Annotated in this window: 15 protein-coding genes; 9 read left to right on the forward strand and 6 right to left on the reverse strand. The window is 48.4% G+C overall.

Annotation, left to right across the window (positions count from 1 at the left end; genetic code table 11):
• Positions 1 to 126 precede the first annotated feature (126 nt).
• The 5 genes from FN124_RS23010 to FN124_RS23030 form a co-directional block, all read right to left on the reverse strand.
• Entirely contained in the window at positions 127 to 1,482 is a 1,356-nt protein-coding gene (locus FN124_RS23010; protein ID WP_142687124.1) for an exonuclease domain-containing protein, read from the reverse strand.
• Between the two features lie 4 nt (positions 1,483 to 1,486).
• On the reverse strand, positions 1,487 to 2,662 hold the full coding sequence (locus tag FN124_RS23015) for an ABC transporter permease (RefSeq protein WP_142687125.1): 1,176 nt from the start codon (positions 2,660 to 2,662) through the stop codon (positions 1,487 to 1,489).
• Positions 2,655 to 3,821, reverse strand: a complete 1,167-nt coding sequence (locus FN124_RS23020) for an ABC transporter permease (RefSeq protein WP_185937331.1) — start codon at positions 3,819 to 3,821, stop codon at positions 2,655 to 2,657. Before FN124_RS23020 ends, FN124_RS23015 begins: the two co-directional genes overlap by 8 nt.
• Positions 3,821 to 4,696 (reverse strand): HlyD family secretion protein, encoded by an 876-nt coding sequence (locus FN124_RS23025; protein ID WP_221887871.1) that lies wholly within the window; start codon positions 4,694 to 4,696, stop codon positions 3,821 to 3,823. The genes FN124_RS23020 and FN124_RS23025 overlap by 1 nt, the downstream gene beginning before the upstream one ends.
• Before the next feature lie 125 nt (positions 4,697 to 4,821).
• Complete coding sequence (locus FN124_RS23030) at positions 4,822 to 6,276, reverse strand: TolC family protein (RefSeq protein ID WP_142687127.1); 1,455 nt, start codon at positions 6,274 to 6,276, stop codon at positions 4,822 to 4,824.
• Between the two features lie 322 nt (positions 6,277 to 6,598).
• Here FN124_RS23030 and FN124_RS23035 point away from each other — a divergent pair, with 322 nt between their 5' ends.
• From FN124_RS23035 to FN124_RS23070, 8 genes are all read left to right on the forward strand, one after another.
• Positions 6,599 to 7,135 carry a YceI family protein gene (locus tag FN124_RS23035; protein WP_142687128.1) on the forward strand — a complete coding sequence of 179 codons (537 nt, stop codon included), beginning with the start codon at positions 6,599 to 6,601 and terminating at the stop codon, positions 7,133 to 7,135.
• Between the two features lie 61 nt (positions 7,136 to 7,196).
• Positions 7,197 to 8,129: a ring-cleaving dioxygenase gene (locus FN124_RS23040; protein WP_260607566.1), complete on the forward strand. Its 933-nt coding sequence runs from the start codon at positions 7,197 to 7,199 to the stop codon at positions 8,127 to 8,129.
• A gap of 1 nt (position 8,130) precedes the next feature.
• Positions 8,131 to 8,760: an alpha/beta hydrolase gene (locus FN124_RS23045; RefSeq protein ID WP_221887872.1), complete on the forward strand. Its 630-nt coding sequence runs from the start codon at positions 8,131 to 8,133 to the stop codon at positions 8,758 to 8,760.
• Between the two features lie 8 nt (positions 8,761 to 8,768).
• Positions 8,769 to 9,170 carry an OsmC family protein gene (locus FN124_RS23050; RefSeq protein ID WP_142687129.1) on the forward strand — a complete coding sequence of 134 codons (402 nt, stop codon included), beginning with the start codon at positions 8,769 to 8,771 and terminating at the stop codon, positions 9,168 to 9,170.
• A 1-nt stretch (position 9,171) separates the two neighbouring features.
• On the forward strand, positions 9,172 to 9,459 hold the full coding sequence (locus tag FN124_RS23055) for a (4Fe-4S)-binding protein (RefSeq protein ID WP_142687130.1): 288 nt from the start codon (positions 9,172 to 9,174) through the stop codon (positions 9,457 to 9,459).
• A 7-nt stretch (positions 9,460 to 9,466) separates the two neighbouring features.
• The gene (locus tag FN124_RS23060; RefSeq protein ID WP_142687131.1) at positions 9,467 to 9,739 is read left to right on the forward strand and encodes a GNAT family N-acetyltransferase; all 273 of its coding nucleotides are present in this window, start codon (positions 9,467 to 9,469) and stop codon (positions 9,737 to 9,739) included.
• 18 nt (positions 9,740 to 9,757) lie between these two features.
• Entirely contained in the window at positions 9,758 to 10,333 is a 576-nt protein-coding gene (locus FN124_RS23065) for a YeeE/YedE family protein (RefSeq protein WP_185937332.1), read from the forward strand.
• A gap of 1 nt (position 10,334) precedes the next feature.
• Positions 10,335 to 10,745 (forward strand): DUF6691 family protein, encoded by a 411-nt coding sequence (locus FN124_RS23070; protein WP_142687132.1) that lies wholly within the window; start codon positions 10,335 to 10,337, stop codon positions 10,743 to 10,745.
• 60 nt (positions 10,746 to 10,805) lie between these two features.
• On the opposite strand, the gene FN124_RS23075 is transcribed toward FN124_RS23070, so the two are convergent.
• Positions 10,806 to 11,378, reverse strand: a complete 573-nt coding sequence (locus tag FN124_RS23075; protein ID WP_142687133.1) for a DUF4142 domain-containing protein — start codon at positions 11,376 to 11,378, stop codon at positions 10,806 to 10,808.
• Between the two features lie 441 nt (positions 11,379 to 11,819).
• On the opposite strand from FN124_RS23075, the gene FN124_RS23080 reads away from it, so the two are divergent.
• Positions 11,820 to 13,076 carry a glycoside hydrolase family 5 protein gene (locus FN124_RS23080; RefSeq protein ID WP_221887873.1) on the forward strand — a complete coding sequence of 419 codons (1,257 nt, stop codon included), beginning with the start codon at positions 11,820 to 11,822 and terminating at the stop codon, positions 13,074 to 13,076.
• The last annotated feature ends 106 nt before the right edge of the window (positions 13,077 to 13,182 follow it).

Here is a 13,182-nt window from a genome sequence, read left to right on the forward strand (position 1 = left end):
CTCCACCCGGTACCCGAGTAAAATCGGGTAAAAGTTATTTATGATACAGCCTCTTTATTATTCTATAAAAAAATTCAATGAGATCATCAAAATCAGCGTAATCAGTGTTCCAAGACAACCTCCGCGTCAGACAACTGTTGCGCGGCTCGCATATGGCCGGAGCAGGCCGATGATCACTTCGTTTTCGGCGTATGGGGTGAGGTATTCCCGGACATGTTCTACCTCGGTGGTGCTAACATTGGCGGGGATGTAGCCCATACCATAAAAGCGGCCCTTCTCCATCAGGATACAGCTTTTCTCGCTGCTGTTGCGCCCTTTGTCTACGATGATTACGGAAGGTTGCTGTTCCTGCAGAAATGCGATGGCGGCTTTCATGCGCTCATTATAGCTTTCCGGAGATTCAGCCTTGCGGCAGGCGCCGTTACAGGTACCGGCCGTGATGCCTGCGCAGGTGCCATCTCCTTTCTGCAGGAAGCAGAGCTTAGGGCATAGCCGGAATTCCTTTATCAGGGAGCGCAGCAGGCGGTGGCCGTCTATCAGGAGGTTAAAGCTGTGCACAGGATGCGAATATTTCCGTTTCTTTTCTATGGCCAGGCGAAGGTAGCCTTGCTGGTCCTCGAAAAGATAGAAGCCGTACCTGAACTCCACCCGTTTCTGGGCGTAGTTGAAAACAGGCCACAGGCGCTTTATCTCCACAGATTCCAGGATACAGGCCATCAGTTCTGTAGCTGTTTCCTGGTAAGAAATACGGTGAATGGTGCGCAGGAAGTTCTGTCGTTGCCGGCTGGTGCTATGCCCGGTAAAGTGGCTGTTCACCCGTTTACTCAGGTCCTTTGCTTTGCCTACATATACTACTCTGTCTTTGTGGTCGTGGAAATAATAAACCCCAGGGTGTGCCGGCAATCCTTTTACCTGGTCTGGTGGCAGGTTGGGCGGCAGGAACTGTTCTTTCGATCCTGCCTTCAGCATAGAGGCGATCACTTTCTCCTTATCATTGGCCAGCAGCATCCCGAAAAGCACGGTGGTGGCTTCTGCATCGCCGCCGGCCCGGTGCCGGCCGTTTACGGGGATACCAAAATGACGGCAGATATTACCCAGGCTGTAGGATTTGAGGCCCGGGAATATTTTGCGCCCCAGCCGTACCGTACATAGTTTCTTACTTTGCAGGTCGAACCCGGCATTGCCCAGCTGGTGCTTTATAAAGGAGTAATCGAAATTTACGTTGTGCGCCACGAAGATCCGGTCTTTCAGCAAATCGTACAGCAAAGGGGCAATAGCCTCAAAGGGTGGCGCATCCGCCACCATACTGTTGCTGATGCCTGTCAGCGATTCAATGTAATAAGGAATGGGAATTCCGGGGTTTACCAGGGTCTGGTAATGCTGTGTCACTTCCTTCCCGTCGTACAGGAATACGGCGATCTCCGTAATGCCATTGGCACTGGCATGGCCGCCTGTTGTTTCAATATCTACAATTGCATACATCCGCTTACAAAGATATGGATTGTTGCCGCTTATTCAAACGTCTTAATCCCAGCAATGCCAGCAACGTGTAAAACCCGGAAAGGGCCACCAAATGCAGTACAGAAGGCATATTGTCGCCCAGGGTGGCGCCCATTTGCACGATAGACTGGTACACTTTGAGGAAGGGCATGGTGGGCACCATAGACGATAACCACTGCAATGGCACCGGCAGCGATTCATACGGCCACGCATACCCGGCGATGAGGAATACGGGATAGGTGGAAAACACCATCATCTGCGCCGCCATCAGCTGGCTGCGGAACATAGTGCCTAGCCACATCCCCAGCGGGATCAGGGTGAGAAAGAAAAGGAAGAATACCACCGCCACATCCAGTACCCGTCCACGGAAAGGAATGTCCAGCGTGGTGTAGTTAACCGTCATAAAGAAAAAGGCATAGCAGCAGAACAATAGCATATAGAACAGGCCTTTGCCCCATAGGGTGGCCGACAACCCGCCTCCGCCGGTTTTCAGCAGCTCCGGCACTTTCCCCCGCTCTTTGTCGAGCGCCATACTTTCAGAAAGACCAATCAGCAGCGTTTGCTGTAGTATCAATGCCAGCAGACCGGGCAAAAGAAAAGCGCCATAGCTGGACCGTGAATTATACATCGGGCGGTAATCGAGGTTCACCGGCTGGGTTTCCCGCATTGCCATCTGAGAATTCAGTCCCTGCATTTCATTGTACTTCAGCCTTACCCCCGCTCCTACGGTAAGCGCCAGCGTAGTAATACCGCCGGCCAGTTCGCTGGAAGGCAGGAACCGTGCGGCATTCACTGCCAGTACAATATCGGCCTGCTGCAGTGCCGGCACCTTTTTCTGTACGCCGTGGGGAATATAGAGGTATCCCTGGCATTGGCCGTAATACATCTTATCCTGTGCATCCTGTAAACCTGCAGCGCCAGTTACCTCTACGATCTGCATTTTGGTAAGCTGTTGCAGGAAGGTGCGGGATAATTCGCTCTTATCATCATCGGCCACCGCCAGCAAAACTTTTTCTTCTACCTTATAACTATATATACTGCCATAAAAAAAAGCGTACAGGAGCGGTGCTATCAGCAGCGTAAGCAACAAACTGTGATCGGCGGCTATCATCCTCACTTCCCGCAGGAACAACCGGTTCATATGTCGGAAAAAATCACGCATGCTGTAAAGAGTATTTATTCATTTTCCGTTGGAGGAAAAACAGTGCAACAGGAAAGGTAACAGCTATATAAATCAGCAATTGCCCTGTCTCCTTATACGCATAGTGCATGGGCAGTTCCATAAAGTATACCTTAAAGAAACCATCCAGGAAGGGCGTAAAGGGCATCAGCCAGGCGTAGTACTGGTCGTACCACGGCATAGCCCAGCGGGGAAAGGTAAAGCCGCTGAACACAAACGCAGGCGAAGTGTAAAACAGTCCCAGGTCGCAGGCCACCATTACATCGCTTACTATGGCAGATACCATCATCCCTATACAGATACAGCCTATGATCAGCAGGGTGAAGAGAAGGAACAAGGGCCATGAGCCGCCTATCCGGCCATGAGCAAAAAGCGGAAATACAATGCAGGTTGCCAGGATATAATGCAGCCATCCAACGCTGAGATGCGCCAAACCCTTTCCCAGCAATACATTGGAGGCAGAGCCACCTGCCATGGCATGCAGTTCCGCAAAGGTGCCCCTTTTCTCTTCCAGGTTCAGCGCCAGCACGGTTACCATAATGATCATCATCTGCAAAGCCACTGCAATTAATCCCGGTACCAGGTATTGCTGGTAATTGTACTGCGGGTTATACAGCATATATGAAGTAAGCCGGATGGGCTGTACCAGCGCCATGGCTTTACCGGCGGGCATCCCTGTTTTTACAAACTTCTGCAGTGTCACCCCGGAACCTACGGTGATCAGTACTTTTGCGGCATCCTTATAGATCAGTTTGGCGGTTACTACCGCCGCTGTATTGGTATACACGGTGATGTACACCGGCTGCCGGCTTTTAATATGCTCGTCCATTTTTGCCGGGAAGTGGATGGCGCCCTGAACAATGCCCTGCTCCATCATCTTTTGTAAAGTGATTTCATTGTCCACCTGCTGCGTGATATGAATGCTCTCCGTTTGTTCCAGCATAAAAGTGAACTGGCGTGATAACGGTGAGCGCGACTCATCCCAGATCGCCACCGGCAAATCGCGGGCAAACTGGTTGTTATAGATATAACCATATAGCAGGCATACCAGCGGCGGCAGTACCAGCAATACAATGTAATGTTCCGGGAGGGTAAGTATGCGCTTCCATTCCCGGGTCATGATATGGAAAATGGAGCGCATCATGGCAGATTCATGGAGGCGGTCATACCGGGGCGCAGCCCTTTGATTGCCGCCTGGTTTACAGGTGTCAGGTCTACTGTAAAAGTGCGCAGTTCAAATTTGCCCTGCTCCTTTACCGGCACCCAGTTGGCGAAGGTAAGCGAGGGGGCAACCTTGTGCACTACGGCTTCAAAATTTTCGGGGTCGCATCCCGGTACCCGCACCTGTACCCGGGCACCCAGCGGGAAACGCTGCATATCATCCTGCCGCACGTTATAGGTAATATGATACGTGGCGGGTTTCTGGATGGTCATCAGCGGATAGCCGATAGCTACTATCTCTCCTTCTTCTATTACCATAGAAGTAATAATACCGTCTGCAGGAGCATGAATATAGGTGTTATCGGATAATGCTTTGGTAAGCTCATATCCCTGTTCGGCCTGCCGTACAATAGCTGCAGCGGTGGTGATGAGCTCCGGGCGGCTGCCCTGTTGCAGCATATCCATATTCAGCTTGGCTGTTTCCATTTCTTTTTTGGCGGCCTGCAGTTTAAAGTATACCAGGTCCTTTTCCTGTCCTGAAATCACATCATCGTTAAAGAGGTTCTGCATGCGCTGGTAGGTTTTCTGCATCAGCTCATACTGTTGCTGGGTAATGTTATAGAGATTATCGGCGGCTTTGATGGCTTCCGGCCTCGCCCCTTTCTGCAGCAGCGTAAGCTGCCCTTTGGCAGCATCTATGGCTGCCTGCGCCTGGTTGCGGATGGCATTGATTTCTGTAGACCGGAGCACGCCGAGTAACTGCCCCTTGCGGATGGTATCGCCCTGCTTCACCAGGAGACTGTCCAGCCGGCCGGGGAATTCCGCCGCCACATCTACATAGTCGGCGTCTACCATGCCTATCATTGACCGGTCTGCTGCGGCGGGCTTCTTTATAAAGAAGATCAGCGCAATCAGCAGGATAGCAATGGGATCAGCAGCGCCCAGTAATTTTTTAATACTGCTCTCATGAAAAAATCTGTTTATCTGTCAACGTATTCTGCAAATTGTTCCGGTGTACCTATTACATTACAGTATTGCGCCAATGCAAGGTAGTAGCCCATTACAGCGGTATAGTAAATCTTATGCATTTCCTCCTCCTGCAGCAGCGCATCGTTGACGTCTTTTACAGACGACAACTGGTTTTGCATACGGTCTGTTACCAGTGTAGTGGTAAGATGGGCCTGTTGCCGGGCGCTGTCCAGCGAGGCCACATCGTTCTGCAATGCTTTCATTTTATTCATGGCCACCTTCAGTTGCAGCTCCAGCGAGGTTTTGGTGTTAAGCGCCGCCATCTGTGCTTCTTCCACCAGCATCTTACTGGCTTTGGTGCGTTTGTATTTCTGGAATCCATCAAACAGGTTCCATTGCATTTCCACCCCGATGAGCCACGGCGGTATGGTTACCGGCAGGTCTTTCTGATACAGGTTCAAATTGCCGATAGCAAATACATTTGGCAATGCCAGCGACCTGGAAGCCTTCACGGCCACATTGGCGAGGTCTGTTTTATTTTCCACCAGTCGGTAGGTGGGATTATTACGAAGCAATTCCAACTGCCCGGTTTCAGTTACCGGTTTTAATTCATATTCCAGTGTATCATTGATCTCAATAAGTGTTTCTATAGGTTGCCCCAGCAGTTCGTTCAGCTCCAGCAGCGCATTCTCCTTTTCCAGTTCCAGGTTGCTGTACCGGTTGGTGGCCTGCACGTAAGACACCCTGGCCCAGTTAAGCAGGTAAGGCGGCAGGATCTGGTTGTCTTTTAAAGAAGCGGCATAGTCGCGGTTCTTCCTGAAAGACGCTACGATCACCGCTTCATGGGCAAGAATGGTATTCAGGTAGAGGATCCTCAGATACTGCGCACTGATGGCAAAGAACAATCCTTTTTCCACCACCTCCTGGTTGAACTGCCCTGCAGTGACCTGTGTTTTTGCCAGTTGTTGTGCCGCCGTAATTTTTCCGCCCAGGTAAATAGGTTGCCGCAGCGCCAAGGCTGCCGTAAAATAGGATTGCCTGGCAAGGGCGGGATTGTAATCAGGATAAAAGGTATTGATGATCCCCTTGGTGGTATTATAGATCACGTCCTGCACATTCTGCGGAAGCGGCTGCCCTGTGATCTGCTGGTAAACGGTATTGGCTGTGTTAACGCTTTGCGTGGAAGAACCATTGACCACACCGTCTTTTACCTGTTGCAGGTTTATTTCCAATGGTTTGCCGAGATAGTTATAACCTGCCAGCAGATCCAGCTTAGGGTAGTACGACCTGTTCTCGGCCTGGAGGTTATACTCCCTGGCCTTCAGGGATCGCTGGGCCTGCTGCACCAGTGTGTTGCCCTGCCTTGCAAGGCGGTAACATTCCTTTAAAGTCAGCTGTTGTCCGTTTTGCTGCCCCTGTGCACACAATACAGGCAGTAACAGAATTGGAAGCGGGTAATATCTCATACGGTTTTCTTTACTTCAGGAAGGACCGGATTCTGCCTCGACACCTCAAAACAATCTTTCATGCATAATGTTTGAAGTATTTGAAAAAAATTATACATCATTTGATAATAAATGGCTTACCGATATATTCCTTACCTTTAAGTGCATACACAAAAAGTACATCATTAAGTGTATTTGATCCATTTGAACCCAACCGTTATCACCCGATATTTGTGATAGAAAAAGATTGAACAATAAGTTATTGGTCTTGTTAAAATATAGTTCTGCAGCGGTTTACGCGGCATTTACAAATTCATTGATTCATTAAAAACTACATTTACTTATGGCAAAACAACAATGGGTAGCAGACGCCAGTCACAGTGAGCTGGGATTTAAAATCCGTCACCTGATGATCACCAATATCAATGGTAAGTTCAACAACTTTACCGTAAACGCAGAAACAGAGGAAGAAGATTTTATGACGGCCAAAGTGAGAGTAGCGGTGGATATAGATTCCATTTCAACAGGCAGCGCCGACAGGGATAAACATCTCCGCTCCCCGGACTTCTTTGATGTAAACACTTATAAGGAGATCATTTTTGAAACCACGAAGTATGAGAGTGTTGACAACGATGGTTCCTATGAGCTGTACGGAGATCTGACCATCCGTGGCATCACCAAAAATATTAAGCTGGCAGTTGAGTTCGGCGGTGTGGTAAAAGACCCCTGGGGCAATACGAGGGCCGGGTTTACCATCAATGGAAAAATTAACCGTAAAGACTTCGGCCTTACCTGGAATGCCGCTACCGAAGCCGGTGGCGTAATGGTAGGCGACGAAGTGAAAATTTACGGGGAAGTGCAATTGATTAAGCAGCAGTAAGCATACGCGCTGTTAGTCTTTGTGCAACCAAAGACTAACAGCGTACCTAAAAAACGGAATTATGAATGAAATAACAGGCCTGCATCATATCACGGCCATTTCGGGCAATGCGAAAAAGAACTTTGATTTTTATACCCGTGTAATGGGATTACGTTTTGTAAAGAAAACGGTGAACTTCGATGATCCCCACACTTATCATTTTTATTATGGAGATGAAACCGGCACACCCGGCACCATCCTCACTTTCTTCCCATGGGAAGATATTACGGCCGGGCGCAGGGGCACTCATATGGCTACCGAAGTAGGCTACAGCATCCCGGAAGGCAGTATCGACTTCTGGTTAAAAAGATTTGAAAAAGAGAATATCATCTATAATAAGCCTTCTGCCAAGTTCGGAGATATCTACCTCACATTTATAGATCCCGACGGGTTGAAAGTGGAACTGACAGTACCGGAAAAGCCGGATCAGCGTATGCCGTGGACCACTGCCGAAGTGGGAGAAGAGCATGCCACACGGGGATTCCATCATGTTACGCTTACCCTGGAAGATGTGCAACCTACTGCCGACCTGCTGGTATCTGTGTTTGGATATAAACTGGCAAAGCATCATACCAACCGTTACCGCTTTGTTAGCCCGGCTGGTGATACGGCCAACTACATCGACCTGGTGGAAGCCAAGGGAGAGCCCCGCGGGCATGTAGCAGGCGGTAGTGTGCATCACATCGCGTTCCGTATGAAAGATGATGACATGCAACAGCATTACCGGCAGCTGCTGGAAGACCGGGGCCTGAATGTTACACCGCAGCTGGATCGCAAATATTTCAGGTCTGTTTACTTCAGGGAACCGGGTGGTGTTTTATTTGAACTGGCTACTGATGTGCCCGGATTCACTATAGACGAGCCGGCAGCAGAACTGGGCACACACCTGATGCTACCGCCACAGTATGAGCCACAGCGGGAAGAGATTGTGAAAAAACTGATTAAACTGGACTGATATGGATTTTAAACCTATGCAGTACGTATATGAGGCGGTTGGTAACCCTGCCGCCTATACGTTGCTGCTGTTGCATGGCACGGGCGGGAATGAAAGGGATCTCCTGCCATTGGCAAAGTCGCTTGGAAAAGGATTTAACGTATTAAGCCTCAGGGGCAACGTACAGGAACATGGGATGCCCCGCTTCTTCCGTCGTTTAGGCATGGGCGTATTCGATGAAGAAGACGTACATTTCAGAACGCATGAAATGGTACATTTCCTGGAGAAATTAGCTGTTACAGAGGGCTTTGATATCAATAAACTGGTGGCTGTTGGGTACTCCAACGGGGCCAATATTGCAGGCGCCGTACTTATTTTATACCCCGAATTACTGGCAGGCGCCGTATTATTCCGTCCTATGCAGCCGTTAAGCGGCATTGAGGATAGCTTCGAAACACAGCGGCAGGCGCCCGTATTTATGAGCTCCGGCAAGCAGGACGGCACTGTTGATCCAGCAGCTACAGCAGCATATGCAGCGCTTTTAAGCAGCAATGGATTTAAGGTAAGCGCTGTTGAAATTCCTGCCGGTCATAACCTGGTACAACAAGATGTTACATTGGCAGCAGAATGGATAAAAGATAATTTTCAGTAAAAAAATATATGGACCAGGAAGTTAGAGTAAGTTTATCCGGCCGCCCTTACCAGGTATCAATAGATACGAGGGATCACCGCTGGCTGGCCGATGAGCCGATAGAAGCCGGTGGCAATGACACAGGCCCCCAACCGGGGGAATTATTGCTCAGCAGCCTGGGCTCCTGCACAGCGATCACCGTTAAGATGTATGCCGACAGGAAAAAGTGGCCCGTGGAAAATATCGAAATTGAACTGCGGTTCAATAGGGCCGCCAAACCGGACCCGCTGACCACCGTTATTGATATCGATCTTCATTTTACCGGAAACCTCAGTGAAGAACAGATAGCCAGGCTGGAACAGATAGCCCGCTCCTGCCCTGTTCACAAAGTGCTGAGCAATCCTGTTATTATGAACACAAAAGCCGTTTAACATGAAAGATATCATCAAACATTATACAAACGGAGAGGTGACCATTGTATGGAAACCGGGTGTATGTATCCATTCGGAGAAGTGTTTCCATGGGCTGCCGGCAGTATTCAATCCCGGCCAGAAGCCCTGGATCAACGTGGAGGCAGCCACTACTGAACAGATCATATCCCAGGTTAAACAATGTCCTTCCGGGGCGCTCAGCTTTTTCATGAATACAGAATACAGATACAACGCAACAGGGCGGCATAGAATAAAAGGCACAAAAATCAATTTCTCAGACAAATCCTGATCATCATATGGAACTAACCATTACCAACAACACCAGCAAAAAGCAATTTGAAATTGAAGTGGAAGGCCATACTGCATTGGTGGCCTATACCCTGTTCCACGGCGGCATTGCCTTTATGCACACGGAAGTGCCTCCTGAACTGGAGGGACGCGGTATTGCAGGCCAGCTGGCTAAATATGTACTGGAATATGCGAGGGAAAACCACCTGAAAGTAAAGCCCTACTGTCCTTACATTAACGCCTATATGAAAAGACACCCGGAGTATAACGATCTTTTATAAATACTAAATCCCTTTCCCATGCAAATTTTGAAATTTATTCAGCAGCCCTGGCACTGGTCGGTGTCGGGGCTGCTGATTGGTCTTACAGTACCGGTATTGCTGATACTGGGAAATAAGGCCTTTGGCATTTCTTCGTCGCTGCGGCATATCTGTGCGGCATGTTTCCCGGCGGATATTTCTTTCTTTAAGTACGACTGGAGAAAAGAGTCCTGGAACCTTTTCTTTGTTGCTGGTATTGCGCTGGGTGGCTTTATTGCAGGTAATTACCTGCAGAACGGTAACGATATCCAGGTGGCTGCGGCTACACAGGCCCGGCTGGCCGGTTACGGCGTACATGATTATTCAGCGCTGCTGCCCCCGGAAATATTCAGCTGGTCCAATCTCTTCACCTGGAAGGGACTGGTGTTCTTTGTTCTGGGCGGCTTACTGGTAGGCTTTGGTACCCGCTATGCAGGCGGTTGTACATCGGGTCATTCTATTATGGGCTTATCCAATTTGCAGTGGCCATCATTAGTGGCTACCTGCTGTTTTATGGCGGGTGGCTTCTTTAGTGCCAACCTGCTTATTCCTTACCTTTTTAAATGGCTGAACTGATATGAAAAACATCAAGTACCTGGTAGCGGGAATTTTCTTTGGAATAGTGCTGGTAAAAGCGGAGGTGATCAGCTGGTTCAGGATCCAGGAAATGTTTCAGCTTACTTCATTTCACATGTACGGTGTAATTGGCACCGCGGTAATTACAGGGATCATCTCCCTGCAGCTGATCAAACGGTTTAAGATCAAAACCATACAGGGTGAGCCCATCTATGTAGCACCCAAAACATTTAATAAAGGACAGGTCTTCGGAGGATTGATCTTTGGTACCGGATGGGCCATTACGGGTGCTTGTCCGGGTCCGTTGTTTGCCCAGGTAGGCATGGGCTTTACAGTGGTGGGTATTACTTTGCTGAGCGCTATTGCAGGCACCTGGATATATGGCGCACTAAAATCAAAACTGCCGCATTAAAAAGCTTCAAGGAGCTGGCCCTTGAAGCTTTTGTTTGCTATTCTCTGGATTCACTGATAATTATTTTTTCAAAGCGTCTTTAATCGCTTTCGCGGAATCCTGGTGCGCCTTTAACGTTGGCAATGTTTTCGCGGCCCAGGTTTTCAGGTCCTGATCCGTTACATTGTCTGATGCTTTCTCGAATTTGCTGACATCTTTGTCGTGGTCGTCCACCATCATGCTGATATACTCTTTATCGAAATCTTTACCTGTTTTCTTGCCCAGGTCATCGATGTGTTTTTTTGTTTCTGTAGATAATTCTGCCGGCAGCGTGATCCCTTTATTACTGGCTAATGCCTTCAGTTCATCATTGGCCTTGGAGTGATCATTCACCATCATGGTAGCAAAAGCCTTTACTCTTGCGTTCTGTGCTTTTTCCTGCGCCAGCTTACCCATTTCCACTTCCATCATCCCTCCATTGGCAGCTTCTACTGCGAACTCAGATGATTTTTCATCTACGGGCTTAACTGTTTCATTCACATCCTTGGCACTGTCTACCGGGGTTTCCGATTGCGGATTCTTTGCGTTGTTACCACATGACTGTGTCATCCACATGGCTAAGAATGTTGCTGATAGAATTATTAGCTTCTTCATTGTGTATTGTTTTGGGTTTGTAAATCGTAATAGGTGTGCCTGTTTACACCTGTAAGCTTTACAAAAACGGTACCCTTCATATCATATCCGATAAAACTCAAAGCAGTAGCGGGTTCCGGGAAAAATGCAGGAAGCGGGCTGATTCAGAAAGGCTGTAGATTGTTTTCCACGTAACGCGCAAAACGCCGGCGCAGCTTATTTATCAATACCGGGGGCTGCCAGTGTTCCGCCCCGGAAACCGGGAGTGTTTTAAACATTTGACCCCCTGATCTGAAACATACGACTCCCTTCCGCAAATAGTAGTTGTACTATCTTCAGAATAGTAATTCCTGTTATGAAAGATGATTAAACAACGGAACTCCTGTTGTTATAGTTATTCTTATTGGACCCGGCTTACCCATTTGTTAATATTTTAAACATTTCCACATGAAAACTGAAGTTATGAAAAACAGAAAAACAAGCCCCCTGGGGGTATTTCTATTGGCAGTGCTGCTTTGTACATCCTGTGCAAAAAAAGAGGATGATGCCCCGCAGCTGTCTGAATTAAAATCGTCCGGTAATCAGATCATGGCTAAGCCCGTTACTTCGTATCCCAGTTATAATACATCCCCCCAACCGGCTAACGCAACAGGAATGAGTAACAATGCGGTTCAGCTGGCATTCCAAATGGGGCTGGGATGGAATATAGGAAACACGCTGGAAGCTATTGGCGGCGAAACCTACTGGGGAAATCCTTTGGTTACCCAGGCGTTGATTGATAATATTAAGGCAAGAGGCTTCAAGGCTATCCGGATTCCCTGCTCGTGGAATCAATATGCGGATCAGAATACAGGAAAAATACAGGATTGGTGGCTCAACAGGGTACAACAGGTGGTGCAGTATTGCGTTAACAATGGTTTATACGTTATCCTGAACATACATTGGGACGGCGGCTGGCTGGACAATAATATCAACTCCACTGCACAGGCTTCTGTGAATGCAAAACAAAAAGCATTCTGGGAACAGATTGCCACCAAAATGCGCGACTTTGATGAACATCTGCTGTTTGCCGGTTCCAATGAACCGCCGGTAAGCAACTCAACGGAAATGAGCATCTTACTTTCTTACCATCAAACCTTTATCAATGCAGTCCGCTCTACTGGGGGCAGGAACACCTACAGGACATTGGTGGTGCAAGGCCCGTCGACCGACATTGACAAAACCTCCACACTGATGAATACGCTTCCCTCCGATCCTACGTCCGGCCGCATGATGGTAGAGGTTCATTATTATGGACCATGGCAATTCTGCGGGTTAACAAATGATGAGTCATGGGGCGCTATGTTCTATTACTGGGGCCAGGGGTATCATTCCACAACTGATCCTTCACGAAATGCTACATGGGGTGAGGAAGCTTACCTGGCTGCAGAATTTCAAAAAATGAAAACGAAATTTGTCAATGCCGGAATCCCGGTGGTACTAGGGGAATATGGCGCCATTCGCCGGCTTACACTTACCGGCAATAACCTGAATCTTCATCTTGCTTCACGCGCCTACTGGATCAAATATGCAACACAACAGGCTAAAGCTAACGGCCTGCTTCCGTTTTACTGGGACGAAGGCTCCCTTGGAAATAATGGCTTTGGAATTATAAACAGGCAAAATAATTCTGTTGGAGATTGGCAGGCGATGAATGCGTTGTTGCAAGGCGCATTATAAACGTACAGGCAAAAAAATTCCAGATAAGAGAAAGGGCCGGCGTTTTTTGCCGGCCCTTTCTCTTATCTGGAATTTTATATCTGCTCCCGGATCAGATACACATTTT

The organism is Chitinophaga polysaccharea (assembly GCF_902150045.1).
Taxonomy (GTDB): domain Bacteria; phylum Bacteroidota; class Bacteroidia; order Chitinophagales; family Chitinophagaceae; genus Chitinophaga; species Chitinophaga polysaccharea_A.